We start from the raw sequence: 25,098 nt of genomic DNA on the forward strand, positions 1-25,098 counted from the left end.
GCCCGCGCCGCCGCAGCCGCGCGGGCGCGCCGCGCGCAACCAGCCGCAGCCGCCGATGCAGGTCGAGGTCCACACGCCCGCGCCCACGCCGCTCCAGTTGGTGCGCAAAGCGTTCGCGCCGGCCGTCGCGCCGCTCGAGACCGCTTTCATCGTGCTGGTGGTGACGATCTTCATCCTGCTGCAGCGTGAAGACCTGCGCGACCGCTTCATCAGCGTGTTCGGCTCCGAAGACCTGCACCGCACCACCACGGCCATCAACGACGCCTCCGAGCGGCTCTCGCGCTACTTCGTCACGCAACTGGGCGTGAACGTCTCGGTGGGCGGCGTGATCGCCATCGGGCTCGCCGGTATTGGCGTGCCGGGCGCGCTGATGTTCGGGGCGCTTTCGGCGCTGCTGCGCTTCGTGCCCTACATCGGCATCTGGATTGCCGCGATTCTCGCGACGCTACTGGGCGCGGCCATCCAGCCGCAGTGGACCATGGCGGTCTCGACGCTGATCTTCTTCATCGTTGTCGACGTGGTGGCGGGGCAGTTCGCCGAGCCGATGCTCTATGGCCGCCGCGCCGGCCTCTCGCCGCTCGCGGTGGTGGTGGCGGCGATCTTCTGGGCGTGGCTCTGGGGCCCGGTCGGGCTCGTGCTGTCCACGCCGCTCACGCTGTGCATCGTCACGCTGGGCCGTTACGTGGACCGCCTGAACTTCCTGACCATCCTGCTCGGCGACCAGCCGGCGCTCACGCCCGCGCAGACCTGCTACCAGCGCCTGCTCGCCGACGATCCGCATGAGGCGCTGCTGCAGGCCAACCGCCTGCTCACGGAGATGCCGCTCATCGACTATTACGAGCGGGTGGTGTTCGAGGGCCTGCGCTTCGCGCGCAACGACGTCCTGCGCGGCGTGCTGCCCGCCGCGCAGCTGGCGCGCATCAATCAGGCGCTGCTCGACATCGTGGAAGACCTGGATTCGGTGAGCGATGCGCGCCACGCTTCCAGCAACCAGGACGATGCGCTGCCGGAGATACCCCGGGACGGCCGCGCGGTGCTGTGCGTGCCGGGGCGTGGGGCCTTCGACGAAGTGGTGGTGGCGATCGTGTGCCAGCTGCTCGCGCGCGCGGATATTCCGTGCCTTGCGACGACCTACGACGAAGTGCGCGCCACCCGCACGGGGATGGTGGACGTGCAAACGCTGCAGTCGATGCACGCGATGCCATCGACGCAATCCCCGCAAGCGGCGCACTTGATGCAATCGACGCGGGTGGTCTGCGTGGCGTCGCTCGATGCCGCCGAGTCGCCGCCGTACCTGCGCAACCTCGTGCGACGCGTGCGCGAGCGCGCACCGGCCTTGCCGATCATCGTGGGCGTGCGGGCGGTGCGCCGCGAAGAGGGTCTGAGCATCGCCGACGATGCCGGCACGCACCTGGCCGCCACACTGCGCGATCTCGTGGAGGAATGCGGCGTGGCGCTCGCGTCCCAGCCGGAGGAACTCGCGCACAAGCCCGCGAATGCGGGAGTGTGACAGTCATGCTCACGTCACATTGGCAAGCCAAGATATGCGGCCCTATCCCCTCTGGCTGCGGCATAGCCCGGAGAAACGAAGTGCTGAGCCCTCACGAGTTTGCAACGCTGATGCTGATCCGCCACGCGCCGGAGCAGATCGACATGAACCGCCAGGAACTCGACATCTTGCTCGAACGCCAGTTGGTCGCGCTCGAACAACGTGCCGAAGGCCACCGGCTGCCGTCGCTCACGACGGCGGGCCGTTCGCTGCTCGACGCGCTCGGCCGTGCCGAGCCCACGCACTTCGAGTACGAAGAGATGGGCGGTTTCGACGCGCATTGAGCATTGAGGTTTGCCGTTGGCGGCCAGGTCAGCAAGCGCCGCTCGTTTTAGACCCTGCAACCCGGCCGCCGCCATGAGATTGCTCGCCCCCATCCCCATCCTGCGCATGTTTTCGGTGGAGAAAGCGTACGCGTTCTATATCGACTTCCTGGGTTTCAAGCTCGACTGGGAGCATCGCTTCGAACCTGACTTGCCGCTCTACGCGCAACTGCATCGCGACGCGCTGGTGCTGCACCTGAGCGAGCATCACGGCGATGGCACGCCGGGGACGGCGCTCTTTTTGCCCATCGAGGATATCGGTGCGTTTCATCAAGAACTCACCGCGAAGCACTACGGCTACGCGCGGCCCGGCGTCGAGGACATGCCATGGGGCCGCCAGATGCAGATTGCCGATCCGTTCGGAAACATGTTGAGGTTCTGCGAGCCGAGTTAGCGCGTTATTCAGGGTGATTCCTGCAATGGGACTCACTTGGTAAAAACCCTATATCGTCTATATCACCCGCCTGCCGCAAAGGGGCGCATGCGATACTTGTCGCCAATTGCCGCGCCATGGACACAATCGATGCGACGGTGGCGCGGTTCTGAACTTTCTGCTCCTTGCCTCCCACACGGCACCTCATTCAGCAAACATCGCTTGCCCTGAAATTCTGTTGCCTTTTCGAAAGGTAATGAATGACTTCTGCAAGCCGGAGAGAATCTCTTGGAGCGACTAGGCTACTTTGCCATGGTGGCGCTGTTGCGCCTCTTTTCCATTCTGCCTTACGGCCTGGTCGGGAGACTCGGCAGCGCGCTCGGCACGCTTTTATACGCACTGCCAAGCTCCCGGAAGCATATTGTTCACGTCAATCTGCGCCTGTGCTTTCCGGGTAAGTCCGACGCCGAGTACGAGGCGCTCGCGCGAGATCATTTTCGCCATGTGATTCGAAGCTATGTCGAACGCGGCGTTCAATGGTTCGGCAGCGAGAAGGCAATCCGGAAGCTGGTTCAAATCGAAAGCAAGATCGATCTGGAAGACAAGAATGCGCCGCCGACGATCTTTTTGGGTTTTCATTTCGTAAGCATTGAAGTCGGCTGCATTCTCTATTCCACGCATTCGCCTGCCGCTTCGCTTTATACGCGCATGTCGAACGAGCGCATGGGGGAATTGGCCAAGCGGCAACGCGGCAGATTCGGCGCCGAGATGATCGAACGTTCGACCAGCGCCAAGAAGATCATTGGGCTGTTGCGTTCGGGCGTCCCCGTCATGCTGGCCGCGGATATGGATCACGGCGTCCACAACTCGGTATTCGTGCCGTTTTTTGGCGTGCCCGCGTGCACGCTCACTTCGGTTTCGCGTCTTGCCCGGCTTGCCCGTGCACGCGTCGTGCCGTTCGTTACTGAAGTGCTGCCCAATTACCGTGGATATAAGCTCACCGTGTTCGAGCCGTTCGCCGACTTTCCTTCGGAGAGCGACACGCTCGATGCACGTCGAACCAACGAGTTTCTTGAAACGCAGATTCGCAAGTTTCCCGAGCAGTATTACTGGGTGCACCGCCGCTTCAAGAATCGTCCGCCAGGCATGCCGGGTGTTTATTGAGCCCGGCGTTGAGAGAAAGCGCGTAATCCCGTAACCGCTCGGGGTTACGCGCTTTCAGCATGTCTATTACTTGCCGATGCCGATCAGTTCGACTTCGAACGTGAGGTCGCTGTTCGGCGGAATCGGGCCGACGCCGCGATCGCCATAGGCGGTTGCCGCCGGGCAGGTCAACTTGGCCTTGCCGCCCACCTTCATCTTCTGCAACCCTTGCGTCCAGCACGGAATCACCCGGCCAAGCGGGAACTCGGCGGGGCCGCCGTGCTTGTCGGAGCTGTCGAATTCGGTGCCGTTGGCAAGCGTGCCGCGATAGCTCACGCGCACGACGTCGTTGGCGGTCGGTTGCGCGCCGGTGCCTTGCTTGATGTGTTCGACCACGACGCCCGAAGGCAGCTTGTCGATGGCGTTGGCGGCGAACGCCGTCGATGCGATGGTGGCGGTGGCCAGTACGGCAATGAGTGATTTCATGCGATGTCCTCGTTGAATGGCCCGCCAATTATATCGGCAGCCACACCCGAATCCGGAGCATCGCGAGCGATTGCCCAGGTCCCGCCGGGGAGCGGAGAGCCCCCGGCGGGACCGCGTGAACGATCAGATCAGAGGCCGCTGACCGTCTTGACCGTCACCCACTGGCCGTTCTTGACCTGATAAACGGTGGATGAGCCGGTCTTGAGCGAGCCGTTCGCGTTGAACTCGATTTGGCCAGTGATGCCGTCGAAGTTGATGGTCTGCAGCTTCGCGCGATAGTCGGCGGGCTTCGTCGAGTTGGCTGCCTGCATCGCCTTGATGGCGGTCCACGCCGCGTCATAACCGAACGGCGCATACGAGAGCACGTCCACGCCGAACTTCTGCTTGAAGCGCTCGGCGAACTTCGAGCCTACCGGCGTGCTGTCGAGCGGACGACCGTATTCCCACGCCATCGCGCCTTCGGACACGTCGCCCGCGAGCTTGATGAAGTCGACGTCCTTCACGCCGCCGCCGCCCACGTACTGCGCCTTGATGCCGAGCTGCGCCATCTGCTTCATGATGCCAGCGGCCTGCGGATTGAGCGCGCCCACGAAAATCAGATCGGGGTTCTTGCTCTTGATGGTCGTGAGCTGGGTCTTGAAGTCGGTCGCCTGGTTGGTCGTGTACTCGCGATCGACGATGTCGCCGCCGTGCGCCTTGACCGCCTTCACGAATTCATCGGCTTCGCCCTGGCCGAACGCCGTGCGGTCGTCGATCACCGCGATGCGCTTGGCCTTCGTCGTCGTGACCGCATAGGCGCCCGCGGTGCCAGCGTTTTGCGCGTCGCTCGAAATCACCATGAAGACGTTCTTGTAGCCACGGCCGCTGATGGTTGGGTTGGTGGCGGCCGGATCGATGACGGGCAGGTTGGCCTTTTCGTAGAGTTCGGAAGCGGGGATAGTCGTGCCCGAGTTGAAGTGGCCGACGACCACCGAAACGCCTTCGTCCACGAGCTTTTGCGCGACTTGCACGCCCACGCGCGGGTCGGCCTGATCGTCCTCGGCTACCAACTGGAACGTGACGGGCTGGCCGTTGATCTTGACGCCTTGTGCTTTCGCGTCGTCGAGCGCCATTTTGACGCCGTTCTCCAGGTCCTTGCCGTAACTGGCGTTAGGCCCGGTGAGCGGCGCGGCAAAGCCGATCTTTACGACGGTATCCGCGTGAGCAGCGAACGGTGCAACAGCGAGAAGTGCTCCAACGGCAACGGCGACAGGGGTGAGGGTCTTCGCGAAACGCATGTTGTTTCCTTTGTAGTATCGATCGAACCGCTGCGAATGGGGAACGCGTGGCGAACCGCCGAAAGCGACTATAGGAAGCCAATATCGCCCCGTCTTGAACTTTCGCGACGCATCCTATGCGCATTTCGGCATAGCAGGGCAAATCCCGGCAATTAGGGCAAATACGCCCGTTCGCGCGCGTTTCTAGCAGCCGCACCGGTCTTGCACGAGCTGGCAATTGCATTACTGCGTATTTCATTTTTATTACGTGGTGTCGCGTCGATTGGTGCAAAATGCTTGTCCCGCACAAGAATCCGCACCCTCGATGGGCGTTCGAAATGAAATATCAATCACTTGAAGACTTTTTGGGCGCCACCGCCGAGCGCAATCCTGGTCAACCGGAGTTCCTGCAAGCGGTTACGGAGGTGATGGAAAGCCTGTGGCCGTATATCTCTGAGCACCGCAAATATGCCGAGCACGGCTTGCTCGACCGCCTGGTCGAGCCGGAGCGCACGGTGATGTTTCGCGTCTCGTGGGTCGACGATCGCGGCGACGTCCAGGTCAATCGCGGGTATCGCATCCAGCACAGCTCGGCCATCGGCCCCTATAAGGGCGGCCTGCGCTTTCACCCCTCGGTCAATCTTTCGATTCTCAAGTTTCTCGCCTTCGAGCAGACCTTCAAGAACGCGCTGACGACGCTGCCCATGGGCGGCGGCAAGGGCGGCTCCGACTTCGATCCGAAGGGCAAGAGCCCCGGCGAAGTCATGCGCTTCTGCCAGGCATTCGTGAGCGAACTGTTCCGCCATGTCGGCAGCGACACCGATGTGCCGGCTGGCGATATCGGCGTGGGCGGCCGCGAAGTCGGCTTCATGGCCGGCATGATGAAGAAGCTCTCCAACCGCGCCGATTGCGTGTTCACGGGCAAGGGGCTGTCATTCGGCGGCTCGCTGATTCGCCCCGAAGCGACCGGCTACGGCACGGTGTACTTCGCCGAGGAAATGCTCAAGCAGATTGGCCGCAGCTTCGACGGCCTGCGCGTGAGCGTTTCGGGCTCGGGCAACGTGGCGCAATACGCGGTCGAAAAAGCCATGGCGCTGGGCGCGAAGGTGGTGACGGTTTCGGATTCCAGCGGCACGGTGGTCGACGAAGACGGCTTCACCACCGAAAAACTCGCCGAACTGATGGACGTGAAGAACCATCACTACGGCCGCGTGAGCGACTACGCAAAACGCACGGGACTCTCGTTCCTGCCGGGTCAGCGTCCGTGGCATGTCCCCGTCGACGTCGCGCTGCCGTGCGCCACGCAAAACGAACTGGACGCCGACGATGCGGGCATGCTGGTCAAGAACGGCGTGATTTGCGTGGCGGAAGGCGCCAATATGCCGTCGACCAACGCAGCCGCGAAATACTTCGAAAAGCACGGCATTCTGTACGCGCCGGGCAAGGCCAGCAACGCCGGCGGCGTAGCCACGTCGGGCCTGGAAATGAGCCAGAACGCCATGCGCATTTCCTGGCCGCGCGAGGAAGTCGATGCGCGCTTGCACGACATCATGCGCAGCATTCATGAGGTCTGTCTGCAGCATGGCCGTCGCGCAGATGGCTCGGTGAGCTATGTGAACGGCGCGAATGTGGCCGGCTTTGTGAAGGTCGCCGATGCCATGCTGGCGCAGGGCGTGATTTAAACCGTCGCTATCAAAAACGACTCCCCCGTGGAAGGCCGCAAGCCGTCGCTACGTCCTGCGAAATATCGCGCGACGATATCGGCGGTGCTCACGTGCTCGGCCTTCGAAAACCCCGCCTCCTGCGCGAGCGCGAGCATTTCCTCGGGGCGAAAGAAGCTGAGAAACGGCGTGCCGGCCGCGCGCGCCCGTTCATAAACGGCTTCGTGCTGCGCGCGCTCCGCGGGATCGACGAGATCGAGCGGCAGCGTGAAAGTCATGGCAAGCGTCGATCCCGGCGCGAGCTGAGCGATCTGACGCAGCGTGGCGAGATTCGCCTCGCGCGTGAGGTACATCGAGACACCCGTGGAAGCCACCACGGCGCGCGCCTTCGCATCGAATCCCGCGCGTGCCAGCAAGGTCCACCACGACTCGCCCGCCTCGAAATCCACCGGCACGAAACGCTGCCACGCCTCTTCGCGATAGCCGAGCTCGCTTAGCCGCTGCCGCTTCCATGCCTGCGTGCCGGGCTGATCCACTTCATACACATGGAGCCGCGCCGCAATCTCAGGCCGGCGCTGCGCGAAGGTGTCCAGGCCCGCGCCCAGAATCACATACTGCCCGACGCCCGCATCGGCCTGCTCGGCCACGAGATCTTCGATAAAGCGCGCACGCCCGACGATGGACGCGCGATAGCCGCGCGTGCCCAGCGGATGCATGTCGGGGCGATCGCGCCAGTTCGCGTCCGGCGAGGCGAGCTGCATGCCGACTGCGTCGTCGAGCACGTGCGGCTCGGCATCGACTTCCAGGTGCAGCGCGCGCCAGAGCGCGACGCGGATAGCGCTGGAATCGGGGGTGGCTGTCTTCGGGTCTTGCATATGCATTTTCCTGTTCGATAGGGCGCTGATGCTGGACCGGCATCAAGCCGAACCGCGCACGCCATAAATTTCCCCGCTCACCTCGCGCAACACATCGATCATGATCTGCGCTGCAGGCGAGAGCAGGCGGTCGGCGCGCGTGATGATGCCGAAGTCGTCCATCTGGCAATCCATTTGCAGCGGCAGCACCGCGACCATGCCGTGCACCGCGTAGTAGCGCGCCACGTCCTCGGTGAGCACGGCAATCATGTCGCTTTGCTCCAGCACACGCGTGATGAAAAGCAGCGCGGGCGTTTCCACCACGTTCGAGGGCGGCGCGAGGCTCGCGCGCTGGAACATCAGTTCGAAGCGATGGCGCAGCACGCTGCCCACGGGCGGCACGACCCAGGTGGCGCGCGCCACATCGGCGAGCGCGAGCGGCGCTCCGGCTCGCACTTCATCCGGCGTTCCCTCACGCAACGGCGAAGAGGCCGCTTCCAGCAACGGATGCCCGGGCCGTACCACAGCGCATACCGGTTCGCCCGTGAGCGGTTCGTAGCGTAGCTGAAGCTTGTCGTGTTCGGCGGAAAGCCGCCCGAGCACGACGTCGAGTTTTTCTTGCGCGAGATGTTCGAGCAGCGCGTTGCTCGCGTCGATTTCCACCGAGACGCGCATATTCGCATGCGCGCGCTTGACGGCCGCCACCGCGGCGGGCAGCACGCGCACGCCTGGCGAGGTGATCGCGCCCACGGCCACGTGGCCGAGCCGCCCCGCCTTGAGCGCCGAGAGTTCCTCCTGGGCCTGGTCGAGGCTGCCGAGCACGGCGCGCGCGTGGCGGATCAGCGCGTCGCCGTAGAGCGTGGGCCGCATGCCGCGCGGCAGGCGCTCGAACAGCACCGCGCCCAACATCTCCTCCAGCTCGCGTAGCAGCTTCGACGCTGCCGGCTGCGTCATGTTTAGCGCCGCCGCCGCGCGATGAATATTGCCTTCTTCCGCGAGCGCGACGACCAGCAGCAACTGACGCGTCTTGAGCCGCGTGCGCACATACCAGGGGCTCGAATCGAGCATGTTTCGCCTGTCGTCCCAAATAGTTTTCAGTGTTTATACCAATGCCGAAATCGATATCGAAAGCATCCGATATTTCATTAGAAGGTTATCAGAGTTCTTTCTAGACTAAGTCGACTGCTTATTCACTCGGACCCGGACGATGTCGGCAACAACACCCAAACTGCGCTCGCAACAGTGGTTCGGCACCACTGACAAAAATGGCTTCATGTACCGGAGCTGGATGAAGAATCAGGGCATTCCCGATCACGAATTCGATGGCCGTCCGATCATCGGCATTTGCAATACGTGGTCCGAGCTTACGCCCTGTAACGCACACTTTCGCAAGCTCGCCGAGCACGTGAAGCGCGGCATTTACGAGGCGGGCGGCTTCCCGGTGGAGTTCCCGGTATTTTCAAACGGCGAATCGAATCTGCGCCCCTCGGCGATGCTCACGCGCAATCTCGCGTCGATGGATGTTGAAGAAGCCATTCGCGGCAATCCCATCGATGCGGTCGTGCTGCTGTGCGGCTGCGACAAGACCACGCCCGCGCTGCTGATGGGCGCGGCAAGCTGCGATGTGCCCGCGATCGTCGTGACCGGCGGGCCGATGCTCAACGGCAAGCTCGAAGGCAAGGACATCGGCTCGGGCACGGCAGTGTGGCGTCTGCACGAATCGCTGAAGGCGGGCGAAATCGATCTGCATCATTTCCTTTCGGCCGAGGCGGGCATGTCGCGCTCGGCCGGCACCTGCAACACCATGGGCACGGCCTCCACGATGGCCTGCATGGCGGAGGCGCTGGGCGTTTCGCTGCCGCACAACGCAGCCATTCCGGCCGTGGACGCGCGCCGCTACGTGCTCGCCCACATGTCGGGCATACGCATCGTGCAGATGGCGCTGGAGGATCTCAGGCTCTCGAAGGTGCTCACGCGCGAGGCGTTCGAGAACGCGATTCGCACCAACGCGGCGATAGGCGGCTCGACCAACGCCGTGATCCACCTGAAGGCGATTGCGGGACGCATTGGCGTGCCGCTCGAACTCGAGGACTGGATGCGCATTGGCCGCAATACGCCCACGATCGTCGATCTGCAGCCGTCGGGACGCTTCCTGATGGAGGAGTTCTATTACGCGGGCGGCTTGCCGGCGGTGCTGCGGCGGCTCGGCGAAGCGAATCTGCTGCCGCATCCGGGCGCGCTCACGGTCAACGGCAAATCGCTGTGGGACAACGTGCGCGAGGCGCCCAACTTCAACGACGAGGTGATCCGCCCGCTCGGCAATCCGTTGATCGACGACGGCGGCATCTGCATCCTGCGCGGCAATCTCGCGCCGCGCGGCGCGGTGCTCAAGCCCTCGGCGGCCACGCCCGAATTGCTCAAGCATCGCGGCCGCGCAGTGGTGTTCGAGAACTTCGATCACTACAAGGCCACGATCGCCGACGAATCGCTCGACGTCGACAAAGACTCGGTGCTCGTGATGAAGAACTGCGGGCCGCGCGGTTATCCCGGCATGGCCGAGGTCGGCAACATGGGGCTGCCGCCCAAACTGTTGCGCGAGGGCGTGAAGGACATGGTGCGCATCTCGGACGCGCGCATGAGCGGCACCGCTTACGGCACGGTGGTGCTGCACGTCGCGCCCGAGGCGGCGGCGGGCGGGCCGCTGGCGGCGGTGCGCAACGGCGACTGGATCGAGCTCGATTGCGAGGCGGGCCGCCTGCATCTGGACATCAGCGACGAAGAGCTGAAACGCCGCTTGGGTGACGTCGATCAGGCGGCGGCGCCCGGCGTGGCGGAGCAACTGGGCCGGGGCGGCTACGCGCGGCTTTATGTCGATCACGTGTTGCAATCGGACGAAGGCTGCGACCTCGACTTTCTCGTGGGCCAGCGCGGCGCTGCCGTGCCGCGCCATTCGCATTGATTGCCTGGCAAGACTGACGATATGAACACAAGCCCGAACACGAAAACCCCGCCGCGTTATCGCGGCATTTTTCCGGTGGTGCCCACCACCTTCACCGAGACCGGCGAGCTGGATCTGGACAGCCAGAAGCGCGCGGTCGACTTTATGATCGACGCGGGCTCGGATGGCCTGTGCATCCTCGCGAACTTCTCCGAGCAGTTCTCGCTCTCCGACGACGAACGCGAAACCATCACGCGCACCGTGCTCGACCACGTGGCGGGCCGCGTGCCGGTGATCGTCACGACCACGCAATACGGCAGCAACGTGTGCGCGGCGCGCAGCCGGCACGCGCAGGAGCACGGCGCGGCGATGGTCATGGTGATGCCGCCGTATCACGGCGCGACTTTTCGCGTGCCTGAGCAGCAGATTTACGAGTTCTACGCGCGCGTGTCGGACGCCATCGACATCCCCATCATGATCCAGGACGCGCCCGCGAGCGGCACCGTGCTTTCCGCGGCGTTTCTCGCACGCATGGCGTGCGAGATTGAGCAGGTCGCGTACTTCAAGATCGAAACGCCGGGCGCGGCGAACAAGCTGCGCGAGCTGATCCGCCTCGCAGGCGACGCCGCCGAAGGCCCATGGGACGGCGAAGAAGCCATCACGCTGCTGGCGGACCTCAATGCTGGCGCAACGGGCTCGATGACCGGCGGCGGCTTCCCCGATGGCATCCGCCCGATCATCGAGGCGCATCGCGCTGGCCGTCTCGATGAAGCCTTCTCGCTCTACCAGAAGTGGCTGCCGCTCATCAATCACGAGAACCGCCAGGCGGGCTTGCTCGCCTGCAAGGCGCTCATGAAGGAGGGCGGCGTGATCGCATGCGAGTTGCCGCGTCACCCACTGCCCGCGATGCACCCGGAAACGCGCGCCGAATTGATCGCCATTGCGCGCCGGCTCGATCCACTCGTGCTGCGCTGGGGGAAATAGTTGCTTCGGCATGCAGATCAACTGGATGGGTCGTTTCGATAAAAGGGCCTTTATGAACGCGTCGTATACGTTGGCCATCGCGGGCGTGGGCAAGATCGCGCGCGATCAGCATTTGCCCGCCATCGCGGGCAACCCCGGCTTCGAGCTCGTGGCAATCGCGAGCCGCAACGCGCAGGTCGAAAACGTCCGCAATTACACCGATATCGGCGCGCTGCTGGCCGCCGAATCCGGGCTCGACGCTGTCTCGCTCTGCGCGCCGCCGCAGGTGCGCTACGCGCAGGCGCGCGCGGCGCTCGAAGCGGGCAAGCACGTGATGCTCGAAAAGCCGCCCGGCGCGAGCGTGAGCGAAGTGGAGGCGCTGCGCGAACTCGCGCGCCAGCATAACCGCACGCTGTTCGCCACATGGCATTCGCGTTACGCGAGCGCTGTCGAACCGGCGCGCGCGTGGCTCATGAAGCGGACGATCCGCGCCGTGCACGTGCGCTGGAAAGAAGACGTGCGGCGCTGGCACCCTGGCCAGCAATGGATCTGGGAACCGGGTGGTCTCGGTGTGTTCGATCCGGGCATCAACGCGCTTTCCATCGTCACGCGCATCCTGCCGCGCGAGGTGCTGCTGCGCGGCGCGACGCTCCACGTGCCGAGCGATTGCGCCACGCCCATCGCCGCCGAACTCGACTGTATCGACACCGATGACGTGCCAGTGCGCGCCGAATTCGACTGGCGGCATGGCCCCGTCGAGCAATGGGAAATCGATGTGGAAACCACGGACGGCCTGCTCTCCATCGCCGAAGGCGGCAAGCGCCTGGTTATCGCGGGCGAGCCGGTCGAACTGGAGGCGGAGCGCGAGTACGCGGCGCTTTACGAGCGCTTTCACTGGCTTATTGCGCACGGCGCCGAAGACGTGGATGTGCGACCGCTGCGGCTCGTGGCGGACGCGTTCCTGCTCGGCCGTCACGTCGAAGTGAAAGCGTTCGGGCATTGAACGCGAACGGTTCTTCACTACTGTTGCAACAACTAAACCAGAGACATACCCGAGGAGACAACAGCATGACCAGCAAGATCCGCCGCTTCACCCTGCGCGCCGTATTCGCGGCCATGTGCATCGCGCCGCTCGGCATGAACGTGGCCGCGCACGCCGACGCGCCCACCAAGATCGGTTTTCTCGTGAAGATGCCCGAGCAGGCATGGTTCATCAACGAGCAGAAGGCCGCGACGGCGCTCGGCCAGAAGGAGCAATTCTCGGTCGTCAATATCGGCACGCCCGATGGCGAGAAGGTGCTGGCCGCGATCGACAACCTTGGCGCGCAGGGGGCGCAAGGCTTCGTGATCTGCGCGCCCGATGTGCGTCTTGGACCGGCTATTCAGGCGCGCGCGAAACGCTACAACATGAAGTTCGTGACGGTGGACGACCAGTTGGTCGACTCGTCGGGCAAGCCGCTCGCGAACGTGCCGCACCTGGGCATGTCGGCGTTCAAGATCGGCAATCAGGTGGGCCAGGCGCTCTCCGACGAGATGAAGCGGCGCGGCTGGAAGCCCGAGGAAGTGGGCGCGCTGCGCATCACCGACTACGAACTGCCCACCGCGAAGCTACGTACCGATGGCGCGACGCAGACGCTGCTCGCCAACGGCTTCAAGAAGGAAAACATCTTCGACGCGCCGCAGAAAACCACCGATGACGAAGGCGGCTTCAACGCGGCTTCGCCCGTGCTCGCGCAGCATCCGAACATCAAGAAGTGGGTGGTTTTTGCGCTCAATGAAGAGACGGTGCTGGGCGCGGTGCGTGCGACCGAGCAACTGCATCTGCCTTCCGCGGACGTGATCGGCGTGGGCATCAACGGCGCGGGCGAAGCGTTCGCCGAGTTCCAGAAGAAGCAGCCGACGGGCTTCTACGGGACCATTGCCGTGAGCTCGACGAACCATGGCAAGGACAGCGCGCAGAACCTCGTCGACTGGATCCGCAACGGCAAGCAGCCGCCCGCCGATACGCAGACCACCGGCAAGCTGATGACGCGCGATAACTGGCAGGCCGTGCGTACCGATCTGGGCATTTAACGCACGCGCACGCGCAAGAGTAAGAGCAAGGGCAGGCATGCAATGACTGAAACCATGATTCAGGCGGTTCAACAGGGGCAGCAGGGGCAGCAGGGGAAGCAGGGGCAGCAGGCGCAGCACGAGCCGCGCGCGTATCTGGAACTCGACGGCATCACCGTGAGCTTCCCGGGCGTGCGCGCGCTCGACCGCGTTTCGCTGGCCGTGCGCGCGGGCGAAGTGCACGGCTTGATGGGCGAGAACGGCGCGGGCAAGTCCACGCTGCTCAAGGTGCTCTCGGGCGTGAACCAGCCGCAGGAAGGCACGCTGAAACTGGGCGGCGTTGAGCAGCGCTTCGCGACCACGCGCGCCGCGCTCGACGCGGGCATCGCCATCATCTATCAGGAACTGCATCTCGTGCCCGAGCTCACCGTGGCCGACAACCTGATGCTCGGGCAATTGCCCAACCGCCTCGGCGTGCTCGACGAGCGCACGCTCGTGCAGCGCGCGATGGCGGAATTGCAGCGCCTCGGCGAGCGCATCGATCCGCGCACGCCGGTGAAGCACCTCTCCATCGGCCAGCGGCAGATGATCGAAATCGGAAAGGCGCTCATGCGCGACGCGCGTGTGATCGCCTTCGACGAGCCCACGAGTTCGCTCTCGGCGCGCGAGACCGAGAACCTCTTTCGCATCATCAACGCGCTGCGCGCGGATGGCCGCGCGATCGTCTACGTCACGCACCGCATGGACGAAGTGGACGCGCTATGCGACCGCGTGACGGTGTTCCGCGACGGCAGGCGTATCGAGACCTTCGAGTCGGTGGCCGACCTCGACCGCAACCGGCTGATTGCCGCGATGGTGGGCCGCTCGATTGCGGACGTCTATGGCTATCGCGCGCGCCCAGCCGGCGAGGTGCTGCTTGAAGCGAAGGCGCTGATGGGGCCGGGGCTGGCCGAGCCCGTGTCGTTCACGGCGCGGCGTGGCGAGATCGTCGGCTTCTTCGGGCTCGTTGGCGCGGGCCGCTCTGAACTCATGAAGCTGCTCTACGGCGCCACGCGCGCGAGCGCGGGCCACGTCGAACTGGACGGCCAGCGCGTGAATTTCGCGAGCCCGCGCGACGCAGTGCGCGCAGGCATTGCGCTATGCCCTGAGGACCGCAAGCAGGAAGGCATCGTTGCGATCGCTTCGGTGGCCGATAACCTCAACATCAGCGCGCGGCGTCATTTCAGCCCCGCGCGCTTCCTGCTCGACGCGAAGCGCGAGCGCGCGCTCGCGCAGGACTACATCCAGAAACTCGCGATCAAGACCCGCAACGGCGACACCGCCATCGGCACGCTCTCGGGCGGCAACCAGCAGAAGGTGATTCTGTCGCGCTGGCTTGCCGAGCGCATCGAAGTGTTCCTGATGGACGAACCCACGCGCGGCATCGACGTGGGCGCGCGCGCCGAGATCTACAACCTGCTCTACGAACTCGCCGAAGCGGGGCGCGCGGTCATCATGGTGTCGAGCGACTTGGCCGAGGTGATCGGCGTGGCCGACCGCATTGTGGTGATGCGCGAAGGACGCATCGTGGGCAGCGTGCCGAAGGCCGGGGCCACGCCCGACGAACTGATCAAGATGGCGCTGCCGCGCTGAAACCCCCACGAAAGTGAACCCAAGATGAGTCAAGCCATGCAGCCACAGGGCACGCCAACCGTCAACGAAGCCGCCGCGCCCATCACGCCTTCGCGTGCGCGCGCGTGGGACATGATCAACAAGTCGGGCATCGTGGTGGTGTTCGTGGTGCTGTTTGCGGTGCTATCCGCCACGGTGCCCGACTTCCTCACGACCCGCAATATTCAGGGCCTGCTGCTTTCCGTAACGCTGATCGGCTCGATTGCCGTCACCATGATGTTCGTGCTCGCATTGGGCGAGGTCGATCTGTCCGTCGCGTCGATCGTGGCGTTCTCGGGCGTGGTGGCCTCCACGGTCATCACGCAATCGCATAGCGTGGTGCTGGGCATCGCGGCGGGCGTGCTCGCGGGCGGCGCCGTGGGCCTCGTGAACGGCGTGCTGATCGCGCGCTTCAAGGTCAATTCGCTAATCGCCACGCTCGCGATGATGGAAGCCGTGCGCGGTCTCGCCTTCCTCACCTCGAACGGCGATGCCGTGATGATCTCCGAAGAGCGCTTCTTCGATCTTGGCGGCGGCGCGTTCCTCGGCATTTCGTATCCGATCTGGAGCAACATCATCGGCTTCGCGGTGTTCGGCTTTCTGCTGAAGAAAACCGTGTTCGGCAAGAACGTGCTCGCGGTGGGCGGCAACGGCGAAGCGGCGCGGCTCGCGGGTCTGCCGGTCACGCGTATCAAGATCACGGTGTTCGTGCTGCAAGGGCTCGTCACGGGATTCGCGGGCGTGATGCTGGCGTCGCGCATGAGTCTCGGCGACCCGAAGACTTCGGTGGGGCTGGAGCTGGGCGTGATCTCGGCGTGCGTGCTGGGCGGCGTCTCGCTCACGGGCGGCGTGGCGACGATCTCGGGCGTGCTGGTGGGCGTGCTCATCATGGGCGCCGTGCAAGACGCCATGAGTCTCATGAACGTGCCCACCTTCTATCAGTACCTGATTCGTGGCGGCATTCTGCTGCTGGCCGTGCTGTTCGACCAGTTCCGGCGCAGCAAGCGGGCGGTGTGAACCCGCGGCGCGCGGGCGGTGCTTGCCGTGCGGCCGGATTTGCGATGCGGTTGCTAGGTTTCCAGCGCCGCGCCGCCCAGAATGGTATTGGCGTCCGCGCGCGCATTGTCGAGCTGCACCACGCTCGCCTGCCGTGCGGCCAATGCATCGCGGTTCTCGATTGCCGTGAGTATCGCCTTGTGGCGCGGCAGCGAAAGCGCGTGCGTGTTCGGATGGCGGCTCGTGAGCTTGATCGACTCGGTAAGCGCGAGCGAAAGCATGTTGCCGATATACGCGAGCATGTCGTTGTGCGTGGCCGCCATGACCGCGCGGTGAAACTCCAGATCGGGCTCGAGCAGGTCGGCCGCCGTTTTGGCCTGCTCCATGCGCGCATAGGCAGCGGTAATGCGCGCGAGGTCCTGGTCGCTGGCGGAAATGGCGGCGAGCGCGGCGGCCGCGGGCTCGATGATCTGCCGCACCACCATCAGCGAACGGAAGAACTCGCCTTCGGGAATGCTGTTGACGGTCCAGTACAGCACGTCGGGGTCGAGCATGTGCCACTCTTCGCGCTTGCGCACCACGCTGCCCACGCGCGGCTTGGACACCACCAGACCCTTGGCCACCAACACGCGCGTGGCTTCGCGCAGCACGGGACGGCTCACGCCATAGGTCTCGCACAGGGTGGGCTCGGCGGGCAGGCGCTGGCCGGGCGCGAGCTTGCCGCTCACGATCTGCATGCCGAGCTCCTGCACGATGCGCCCGTGCATGCTCTTGCGTTTGTCTAGATTGCGGTAATCCATGTCTGTCCTGCCGGGGCGTTCCGAATGTTCGATGTTCGGTCCGGGCGGCCCGTTCGGACACTCCCTGTTTTAAATGTCCGGTGTGCTCGGTCGCTCAGTGGGGTTCAGTGTGCCGAGCCAGCGCGCATGGCCCGATATTCCCTCCGCACGATCTCCATGAGCTCCGTCACCGACGTGAGCGCACTTTGCTGTTCGTAGGTCACGCGGCCCCGCTGCATCAGCATGATGCGATCCGCGATATCGAGCGTCTGCGCGTAATTGTGCATGATCATGATAATGGATAGGCCGCCTTTTTCCTTCAATCGCATGATGAGGTCGATGATGAGCCCGGCCTCGCGTGCGCCCATGGCCGCGAGCGGCTCGTCGAGCAGCAGGATCTTCGCGTTCGAATGCACGGCGCGCGCCACGGCAATAGCCTGGCGCTGGCCGCCTGAAAGCCGTTCGACAGGAACATCCACGGAAGGCACGTGCACACCGATGTCGTCGAGGCAACGCGCTGCGCGTTCGCGCATCTGCTTGTGGTCGAGCAGACGCAGTGGCCCGGGCCGCACGATCTCGCGGTTCAGGAACATGTTGTGGTAAATGCTCAGCGAATTCGCGAGCGCGAGGTCCTGATACACACATTCGATGCCGAGCGCGCGCGCGTGATCGACCGAGCGCAGCAGCGTCTCTTGGCCGTCGATGTGCAGTGTTCCATCGGTTGGCTGATGAAAGCCCGTGAGTATTTTCACGAGCGTGGACTTGCCCGCGCCGTTGTCGCCGAGAATGCCCAGGATTTCGCCCTTGCCGAGCGTGAACGAGACGCCGTCGAGCGCCGTGACCGCGCCAAAGCGCTTCACGAGACGCTCGCCGCGCAGCGCGAGCGGCGTGGCTTGCGATTCGTCCATCAGCGGTCTCCCTTGCGGCGAATGCGTCCGGCGTGGATACGTCCTATGTGGATGTTGAAAACCATGGCGGCCAGAATCGCAGCGCCCAGGATGATATTGAACGTGAACGCGTTGATGCCGATGAGCGTGAAGCCATCGTTGAGAATGCCGAGCACCGCCGCGCCAATGAGCCCGCCCACGATGGTGCCCGAGCCGCCTGTGAGCGGCGTGCCGCCGATCACGGCGGCGGCCACGGCGAGGAACATGATCTGGTTGCCGCCCGCTTGCGGATCGATGGAGGTGATGCGAAACGCTTCGAGCATGCCGGTAAAGCCCGCGAGCACCGCGGCCAGAATGAAATTGCCGAGCCGCAGCCGGTTCACGTGAATGCCGGCCTCGCTCGCGCCCAGCGGGTTCGCGCCCGCCGCCTGCGTATGCAGGCCCCAGCGCGTGTGCCGCAGCAGCACATGCATGGCGAACGCGATCGCCAAGGTCCAGATAATTTCGCTGTAGCCCCACGCGCCCATGAAGGCGGAAAACGCAGGCGAGCCCGGCGTGGCGGCAGGCGTGCCGCGCGAGACCGTGAGCGTGACGCCGTTGATGAGAAAGAGCGTGCCGAGCGTGGTGACGAACGAGGGCAGGCGCAGCCACACGGTCACCGCGCCGTTCACGAAGCCGATCAGCGCGGCAGCCACGAGCCCCCCGATCACGGCCAGCCACATGGGCGCGCCCGCGTCGCTCGCGAACACCATCATGAATGGCGCGAACGCGAACACCATGCCCGCCGAAAGATCGATGTCGCCGCCGATCATCAGCATGATTTCGCCGAACGCGATGATCGCCACCGGCGCGATGAATTGCGAGAGATTGACGAGACTGGCGTTGGTGAGCAGGAAATCGTGGTTCGCGAATTCGAAATACGCAGCCAGCAGCACGGCCACGAGCAGGATGCGTAGCTCGGGCGCCCATCGCGATGCGAATGAAACGCCCGCGCGCCGCGGCGCGCGAGCAGCTTCGGTATGGCCGGATTCGTTCACTGTACCCATCACGACTTGATTGCGCCGTTCATCGGCACGATTTGCGGTTTCGCGGTCTTGCCTTCATAGCGCGTCGACGTGTTGAGGTACGGCTCGACGGTCGACTTCGTCACGAATTTCAGGCCCGTGTTGATGTCGGCCGGTCCGACCAGCCCGCCCGAGGCGAGGAACACGAACGACTCCATCACCGTATAAAAGCCCTGTACGTAGGGCTGCTGATCGATGGTGAAGTCGAGAAAGCCTTCGTGGATGAGCTGGATCGTGGTGGGCAGCAGGTCGAAGCCGCCGCCGTGCACGCCTTTTGCGCCGAGGTTCGAGTCCTTCATCACCTGCGCCACGCCTTGCGTGCTGCCCGCATCCACGGCGAACATGCCCTTCAGGTCCTGGTGGCCCAGATAGAACGACTTGATCTTCGAAAGCTCTTCGTTGACGGTCGCGCCCGTGGCCACGGTTTGAATGTCGATCTTCTTGCCGGACTTCTTGATGGCGTCGCTCGCGCCATCGAGACGCGGCTGGATATTGAGCTGCCCCGGCGTCGCAATGAAGAGCGCGACCATGCCGCTGTCGATCAGGCTCACAATGCGCTCGCCCATCTGGTAGCCGGAGAGATACAGGTCCTGGCCGATATAGGCGAGGCGCGGGTTGTGCTTGCCGCGCGGTGCATCGGCGTTATAGGCGAACACCGGAATGCCGGCGTCGAGCGCAGCTTGGATGGGCTTGTCGAAGGCGCTCGGGTCGACAATGGGCACCGCAATGGCGTCGGCCTTCGCTGCGATCGCCGAGTTCACGGCGCGCACCATTTCACCCGCGTCGGACGTGGCTGAGCCGGTCCACTGATAGTCCATGCCAAGCAACGCACAGGCATCCTGAATGCCGTATTGCGTGGGCACGAAGAACGGGTTCGTAGTCACATGATTGACGAACACGATCTTCCACTTCTTGTGCGAGGGAAACGCGGCTTCCGCCGCTTGCGCCTGCGAAATCAGCCCGCCCGCGCCGCCGCCGAGCGCACTCATGAACGAGAGCGCGGCGCCTAGCCCCGCACCCTGCATCAGCCCCCGCCGCGCGGCGCTGAAACCGTTGCTGCCCTGTTCCTGGTCGTCATCCTGCTGCTGTGCCATGTCTTCCTCCGGCTCTCTTCTTCGTGGGTCGATGTGGTCGACGTTGAGTCGATCGCGTGCAGATGCGCAACAGCACCGCTAACCAGGCGCTTGCAGTGAGGCTAGTGAAGCCGCTGGCGGCGCTTCATGCCTCGCGTGGCGGCGGCGCGGCAACGAGTTTCGTTTGGTCGAGCGGCGCGGCGGGCTGCATGCGGACCCGCGATGCGCGCGCGGAGCCCTTGCCGCCACCGGTGGATTTGCGGCGCGCCGCATGGCGCTCGGTGGCGCGCTGCAACAGGCAGAACGCGCAGAGCAGGGCGCCGATCACGATGCGCGTCCACCACGAACTGAGCGTGCCGTCGAAGGTGATGAGCGTCTGGATCGTGCCGAGAATGCCCACCCCGAACACCGAGCCGATCACATAGCCCACGCCGCCCGTGAGCAGCGTGCCGCCGATCACCGTCGCGGCGATGGCGTCGAGTTCCATGCCCTGCGCCTGGAGGCCGTAGCCCGAGAGCACATAAAGCGTGAACACCACGCCGCCGAGCGCGGAGCAAAAACCCGAGAGCGCATAGACGGCGATCTTGGTGCGCGCGACGGGCAAGCCCATGAGCAGCGCGGAACGCTCGTTCCCGCCAATGGCGTAGACGTTACGGCCAAAGCGCGTGAAATGCGCGATCACGATGCCCGCCGCGAGCATGGCGAGCGCGGTGAGCGAACCGGTGGTGAGCGAACCGCTGCCCACGGGAATGCTGAATTCGGAGAGCGCGTGAAAGCCGCGGTCGTTAATCTGGATGGACTCAGTGGTGATGAGAAAGCAAGTGCCGCGCGCGAGGAACATGCCGGCGAGCGTAATGATGAAGGGCTGAAGCCGGAAGAAGTGAATCAGTGCGCCCATCGCCGCGCCATACAGCGCACCGAGCAGCAGCACGAGCGGCACGACCACGACCACTGGCCAGTGCAGCTTTTCGGTGCCCACGGCGCACAGGATTGTGGTGAGCGCGACCACGGCGCCCACAGAAAGATCGATGCCGCCCGAGATGATCACGAATGTCATGCCGATAGCCACGATCAGCAGGAACGCGTTGTCGACGAGGAGTCCGAACAAAACCTGAAGCGAGAAGAAGCCGGTGTACATCACGGAGCCGAAGCCGAACAGCGCCATGAACAGCAGCACAGTGACGACGATGGGCAGCACGCGCGGATCGACGAAGCGCGAGACGCTGCGGCGCAATGCGGTGAGCGTGCCCGAAGCGGCGTGGTCGTGAGCTTGCGATGGGCGGTTCATGCTCGGATTCCCCGAAGTCTTTATTCTCAGGCTCGTGCGCGCCGCGCGAGCGCGATGCGCCGGATTTGCCGGGCGGCGAAGGCGCGCGCGGCGGGCGACTGGATCACGCACACGCCCAGCACGACTACCGCCTTGACCACGAGCGTGGCCTCGGGCGGCACGCCGATCGAATAGGTGGTGTAGGTGAGCGTCTGGATGATGAGCGCGCCCAGCACCGTGCCGGCGAGGCTAAAGCGCCCGCCCGAGAGCGAGGTGCCGCCGAGCGTCACGGCGAGAATCGCGTCGAGTTCGAGCAGCAGGCCCGCGTTGTTGCCGTCGGCGCTGCGCACGTTCGAGCTGATGAGAATGCCGGCGATGGCCGCCGTCACGCCGCAGAACGCATAGGTGCCGAACACCACGGCTTGCGAAGACAGACCCGCGAGCCGCGCCGCCACCGGATTCACGCCAATCGAGCGAATGAAGAGCCCGAGCGCCGTGCGATTCACAATCAGCACCGTGAGCACCGTCACGGCAATGGCGATCCACACGGCGCAAGGCACCAGCGCGAAATAGCCGCCGCCCGCGTACAAATAACCTTGCGCGCCGATGGGGATGATCTGGCCGCCGGTGAGCAGCTGCGCGACGCCGCGTCCGGCCACCATGAGGATCAGAGTGGCGATGATCGGCTGCATGCCGACGAAGGCCACGAGCAAGCCGTTCCACATGCCCGCGAGCAGGCCCACGGCAAGCGCCGCGCCGAACGCGGCGCCCACGCGCGCGGGGTCGTCGGCGAGCACGGTGGCGGCGGCCGCGCCCGCGATCGCCACCACGGCGCCCACCGAAATGTCGATGCCGCGCGTGGCGATCACGAGCGTCATGCCAAGCGACACCACGACGAGCGGTGCGGCGCGCATGAGGATGTCGACGGGCGCGCCGAACAGATGGCCGCCCAGCAGCGTGATGGAGAGAAAGTTCGCGCGATGCGCGACGTCCACGGCGAACAGCGCCACGAGCGTGAGCGCGGGCCACACGAGCGGATGCTTGAGCACCAGCGCGAGCCACGCGGGCATGCCCGAGGTCGAGCCCGAAGTCGAGCCCGAAGTCGAACCTGGAGTCTGGCGCGCATTCACTTGCGATCTCCGGCAATGAGGCCATAGACCTCGTGCTCCGAGCGCACCGCGCCCGAAAGCTCGGCTACCTTGCGCCGGTCGCGTAGCACGGCAATGCGGTCGCTCACGCGCACCACCTCGCTGATTTCCGAGGAGATGAAAAGAATGCCGAGCCCTTTCGCGCAGAGCGCACGCACGCGGTCCATGATCTCGAACTTGGCGGCCACGTCGATGCCGCGCGTGGGTTCGTCGAGGATTAGAAGGCGCGGCTCGGTTGCGAGCCAGCGCGCGAGCAGCACCTTCTGCTGATTGCCGCCCGAAAGCAGGCCGATGGGCTGCTCGGCGTCGCGCGCCTTGATGCCTAACTGCTCGATATACGCATTGGCCAGTTCGCGCTGGCGCGCGCGAGAGATCATGCGCCACCAGCCGCGCCGCGCCTGCAGTGCGAGCACGATGTTCTCGCGGATCGACAGCTCCGCAACGATGCCTTCCTTCTTGCGGTCTTCGGGGCAATACGCCATGCCGTGACGGACCGCGTCGCGCGGCGAGGCGAGCTTTACGGACTTGCCATTGATGCGCACGGCGCCCGCGTCGGCCCGGTCGGCGCCGAACAGTAGGCGCGCCGTTTCCGTGCGCCCCGAACCCAGCAGGCCGGCAAGGCCGAGAATCTGGCCAGGCCGCACTTCGAGATCGAGCGCGTTGAGCACGCCCCGGCGCGCGATGCCTTGCGCGGCGAGCCAGGGCGCATGGGCTTGCACGTCGGCCTGTACGTCGGCCTGTACCTCGCTTTCGGGCGAGTGCGTCTGCTGCGCGCCGTGCGCGAGCCGTTCATCGGCGTGGCTCACGCCCACCATCTTGGCCACCAGCGTCTGCACCGGCAGTTCAGCGGCGAGATATTCGCCCTCGCGCTCGCCATTGCGCATCACGGTGATGCGGTCGGAAATCGCATAAGTCTGCTCGAGAAAATGTGTGACGAACAAAATGGCGATGCCCGATGCCTTCAACTTGCGCAGCACGTCGAACAGACGCGCGACCTCGCCTTCGTCGAGACTCGAGGTGGGCTCGTCCAGAATGAGGATGCGTGCATCGACCGACACGGCGCGCGCGATTGCCACCATCTGCTGCATGGCGATGGGGTAGGTGTCGAGCGACTGCGTGACGTCGAGCGAGAGATTGAGCGCGGCCAGCACCTCGGCGGCGCGCCGGTGGATCGTCTTCCAGTCGATCAGGCCGCGCCTGCGCGGCTGGCGGCCCGCGAAAATATTCTCCGCCACCGAGAGGTTGGGGCAGAGATTGACTTCCTGGTAGAGCGTCTGAATGCCCGCGGCCTCGGCTTCCTGAGGCGTCGAGAAGCGCACCGGCTGGCCGGCGAGTCGGATCTCGCCGGCCTCGGGCTCGTGCACGCCCGTGAGCACATTGATGAGCGTGGACTTGCCCGCGCCGTTCTGGCCCATCAGCGTATGGACCTCGCCGGGAAAGAGGCGGAAGTCGACGCCGTCGAGCGCGCGCACGCCGGGGAACGTGCGCGTCAGGCCGACGGTTTCCAGCAGCGGCGTGGGACTCATGCGTGCCTGCGGCTAACTTGCGATTACCGGTGTTAGTACTTGCGCGACGGCAGGACCTGCGCCGCCACGCTTTCCGGGAACACCGTCTCGTTCGTGACGATGCGCTTGGGCAGTTGCTTGCCGGCCACCACGTCCTTCACGGCGCTCATGAGTTGAGGCCCGAGCAGCGGGCTGCATTCCACGTCCACGTTCATCTTGCCGGCGATCATTGCCTCGAAGCCGCCCTTGGTGGCGTCGAACGACACCACGCTCACGTCCTTGCCCGGCTTCATGCCCGCCTCTTCCATGGCCTGGATCGCGCCGAGCGCCATGTCGTCGTTATGCGCGTACACCACGTTGATCTTGTTGCCATACGTCTTGGCGAAAGCTTCCATCACCTGCTTGCCGCCCGCGAGCGTGAAGTCGCCGCTTTGCGACGCAATGATCTTGAACTTCGGATCGTTCTTGATCACCTCGATGAGACCCGCGTGACGATCGTTCGCGGGCGCGGAGCCCACCGTGCCCTGCAATTCGACGATATTGATGGGGCCGGGATTGTTCTTGTAGTGGTCTTCGAGCCACTTGCCCGCGCGGCGGCCTTCTTCCATGAAGTCCGAGCCGATCATCGTCACATAGAGCGACTGGTCTTTCACGTCGATATTGCGGTCGGTGAGAATCACCGGAATCTTCGCGCGCTTCGCTTCCTGGAGCACCGGCTCCCAGCCCGATTCCACCACCGGCGAGAACGCGATCACGTCCACCTTCTGTGCGATATACGAGCGGATTGCCTTGATCTGGTTTTCCTGCTTTTGCTGGGCGTCCGAGAACTTGAGGTTGATGCCGGCCTCCTTGGCGGCGGCCTTGACCGAGACAGTATTGGCCGTGCGCCAGGCGCTTTCCGCGCCCACTTGCGCGAAGCCCAGCGTGATCTGCTTGTCTTCGGCGTGCGCGACGCCCGCCGCGAACGAAAAAGCCGCGGCGGCGGCAATGAGGCCACTTGCCAAGCGAGTTGCCAGTTTCATGCGTGTCTCCAACGTAGCTTTGTCTTTCTTGAATTCGGCGCTACATACACTCGCGTCCCTCACGGCCAGACAGTGTCACGAGTCAATCGCGCCATCCCGGGCCGGTGTT

At 64.6% G+C, this 25,098-nt stretch carries 23 protein-coding genes; 11 read left to right on the forward strand and 12 right to left on the reverse strand.

Annotated features, from left to right (window positions below; genetic code table 11):
* From HV773_RS17910 to HV773_RS17925, 4 genes are all read left to right on the forward strand, one after another.
* On the forward strand, positions 1–1,510 hold a 1,510-nt coding region (locus HV773_RS17910), incomplete at its 5' end, for an AI-2E family transporter (RefSeq protein ID WP_175196094.1).
* Positions 1,511–1,590: 80 nt separating this feature from the next.
* Positions 1,591–1,833 carry a hypothetical protein gene (locus tag HV773_RS17915; protein WP_175196096.1) on the forward strand — a complete coding sequence of 81 codons (243 nt, stop codon included), beginning with the start codon at positions 1,591–1,593 and terminating at the stop codon, positions 1,831–1,833.
* 73 nt (positions 1,834–1,906) lie between these two features.
* A complete protein-coding gene (locus HV773_RS17920) occupies positions 1,907–2,266 on the forward strand; it encodes a glyoxalase superfamily protein (RefSeq protein ID WP_175196098.1) in 360 nt (119 codons plus the stop codon).
* Between the two features lie 267 nt (positions 2,267–2,533).
* On the forward strand, positions 2,534–3,409 hold the full coding sequence (locus HV773_RS17925) for a lipid A biosynthesis lauroyl acyltransferase (protein WP_175196100.1): 876 nt from the start codon (positions 2,534–2,536) through the stop codon (positions 3,407–3,409).
* Between the two features lie 66 nt (positions 3,410–3,475).
* Here the strand turns inward: HV773_RS17925 and HV773_RS17930 are convergent, their stop codons facing one another.
* Together HV773_RS17930 and HV773_RS17935 are read right to left on the reverse strand one after the other, a co-directional pair.
* Positions 3,476–3,874: an FKBP-type peptidyl-prolyl cis-trans isomerase gene (locus HV773_RS17930; protein ID WP_175196102.1), complete on the reverse strand. Its 399-nt coding sequence runs from the start codon at positions 3,872–3,874 to the stop codon at positions 3,476–3,478.
* A 128-nt stretch (positions 3,875–4,002) separates the two neighbouring features.
* A complete protein-coding gene (locus tag HV773_RS17935; protein ID WP_175196104.1) occupies positions 4,003–5,151 on the reverse strand; it encodes a branched-chain amino acid ABC transporter substrate-binding protein in 1,149 nt (382 codons plus the stop codon).
* A 317-nt stretch (positions 5,152–5,468) separates the two neighbouring features.
* Here HV773_RS17935 and gdhA point away from each other — a divergent pair, with 317 nt between their 5' ends.
* Positions 5,469–6,812: an NADP-specific glutamate dehydrogenase gene (gene gdhA, locus HV773_RS17940; protein ID WP_175196106.1), complete on the forward strand. Its 1,344-nt coding sequence runs from the start codon at positions 5,469–5,471 to the stop codon at positions 6,810–6,812.
* Here gdhA and HV773_RS17945 read toward each other — a convergent pair.
* Both HV773_RS17945 and HV773_RS17950 read right to left on the reverse strand, forming a co-directional pair.
* Positions 6,809–7,666, reverse strand: a complete 858-nt coding sequence (locus HV773_RS17945; protein ID WP_175196108.1) for a class I SAM-dependent methyltransferase — start codon at positions 7,664–7,666, stop codon at positions 6,809–6,811. The genes gdhA and HV773_RS17945 overlap by 4 nt on opposite strands.
* A gap of 42 nt (positions 7,667–7,708) precedes the next feature.
* The gene (locus HV773_RS17950; RefSeq protein ID WP_175196111.1) at positions 7,709–8,713 is read right to left on the reverse strand and encodes a LysR substrate-binding domain-containing protein; all 1,005 of its coding nucleotides are present in this window, start codon (positions 8,711–8,713) and stop codon (positions 7,709–7,711) included.
* A 139-nt stretch (positions 8,714–8,852) separates the two neighbouring features.
* Between HV773_RS17950 and HV773_RS17955 the strand changes: the two genes are divergently transcribed.
* From HV773_RS17955 to araH, 6 genes are all read left to right on the forward strand, one after another.
* Entirely contained in the window at positions 8,853–10,604 is a 1,752-nt protein-coding gene (locus tag HV773_RS17955; protein ID WP_175196112.1) for an IlvD/Edd family dehydratase, read from the forward strand.
* Between the two features lie 21 nt (positions 10,605–10,625).
* Entirely contained in the window at positions 10,626–11,567 is a 942-nt protein-coding gene (locus tag HV773_RS17960; RefSeq protein ID WP_175196114.1) for a dihydrodipicolinate synthase family protein, read from the forward strand.
* A gap of 52 nt (positions 11,568–11,619) precedes the next feature.
* Entirely contained in the window at positions 11,620–12,549 is a 930-nt protein-coding gene (locus HV773_RS17965; RefSeq protein ID WP_175196116.1) for a Gfo/Idh/MocA family protein, read from the forward strand.
* 65 nt (positions 12,550–12,614) lie between these two features.
* Positions 12,615–13,619 (forward strand): arabinose ABC transporter substrate-binding protein, encoded by a 1,005-nt coding sequence (locus HV773_RS17970; RefSeq protein WP_175196118.1) that lies wholly within the window; start codon positions 12,615–12,617, stop codon positions 13,617–13,619.
* A gap of 42 nt (positions 13,620–13,661) precedes the next feature.
* Positions 13,662–15,230 (forward strand): L-arabinose ABC transporter ATP-binding protein AraG, encoded by a 1,569-nt coding sequence (gene araG, locus HV773_RS17975; protein ID WP_175196120.1) that lies wholly within the window; start codon positions 13,662–13,664, stop codon positions 15,228–15,230.
* Between the two features lie 24 nt (positions 15,231–15,254).
* On the forward strand, positions 15,255–16,265 hold the full coding sequence (gene araH, locus HV773_RS17980; RefSeq protein WP_175196122.1) for an L-arabinose ABC transporter permease AraH: 1,011 nt from the start codon (positions 15,255–15,257) through the stop codon (positions 16,263–16,265).
* Between the two features lie 53 nt (positions 16,266–16,318).
* Here the strand turns inward: araH and HV773_RS17985 are convergent, their stop codons facing one another.
* The 8 genes from HV773_RS17985 to HV773_RS18020 all read right to left on the reverse strand — a co-directional run bounded on the left by HV773_RS17985 (position 16,319) and on the right by HV773_RS18020 (position 24,989).
* Positions 16,319–17,044, reverse strand: coding sequence for a FadR/GntR family transcriptional regulator (locus HV773_RS17985; protein ID WP_175196124.1), 726 nt, complete (start codon positions 17,042–17,044; stop codon positions 16,319–16,321).
* Positions 17,045–17,148: 104 nt separating this feature from the next.
* Positions 17,149–17,931, reverse strand: a complete 783-nt coding sequence (locus HV773_RS17990; RefSeq protein ID WP_175196126.1) for an ATP-binding cassette domain-containing protein — start codon at positions 17,929–17,931, stop codon at positions 17,149–17,151.
* Positions 17,931–18,956, reverse strand: coding sequence for an ABC transporter permease (locus HV773_RS17995; RefSeq protein WP_175196127.1), 1,026 nt, complete (start codon positions 18,954–18,956; stop codon positions 17,931–17,933). Before HV773_RS17995 ends, HV773_RS17990 begins: the two co-directional genes overlap by 1 nt.
* Positions 18,956–20,068, reverse strand: a complete 1,113-nt coding sequence (locus tag HV773_RS18000; RefSeq protein WP_175196129.1) for a sugar ABC transporter substrate-binding protein — start codon at positions 20,066–20,068, stop codon at positions 18,956–18,958. The genes HV773_RS17995 and HV773_RS18000 overlap by 1 nt, the downstream gene beginning before the upstream one ends.
* A gap of 124 nt (positions 20,069–20,192) precedes the next feature.
* Positions 20,193–21,281: a galactofuranose ABC transporter, permease protein YjfF gene (gene yjfF / locus HV773_RS18005; RefSeq protein WP_377731074.1), complete on the reverse strand. Its 1,089-nt coding sequence runs from the start codon at positions 21,279–21,281 to the stop codon at positions 20,193–20,195.
* Positions 21,282–21,361: 80 nt separating this feature from the next.
* Positions 21,362–22,384, reverse strand: coding sequence for an ABC transporter permease (locus HV773_RS18010; RefSeq protein WP_175196319.1), 1,023 nt, complete (start codon positions 22,382–22,384; stop codon positions 21,362–21,364).
* Between the two features lie 56 nt (positions 22,385–22,440).
* On the reverse strand, positions 22,441–23,988 hold the full coding sequence (locus tag HV773_RS18015) for a sugar ABC transporter ATP-binding protein (RefSeq protein ID WP_175196133.1): 1,548 nt from the start codon (positions 23,986–23,988) through the stop codon (positions 22,441–22,443).
* Between the two features lie 32 nt (positions 23,989–24,020).
* Positions 24,021–24,989, reverse strand: coding sequence for an ABC transporter substrate-binding protein (locus HV773_RS18020; RefSeq protein WP_175196135.1), 969 nt, complete (start codon positions 24,987–24,989; stop codon positions 24,021–24,023).
* Positions 24,990–25,098: the final 109 nt, after the last annotated feature.

It is taken from the genome of Paraburkholderia caffeinitolerans, assembly GCF_902859945.1.
Taxonomy (GTDB): Bacteria; Pseudomonadota; Gammaproteobacteria; order Burkholderiales; family Burkholderiaceae; genus Paraburkholderia; species Paraburkholderia caffeinitolerans.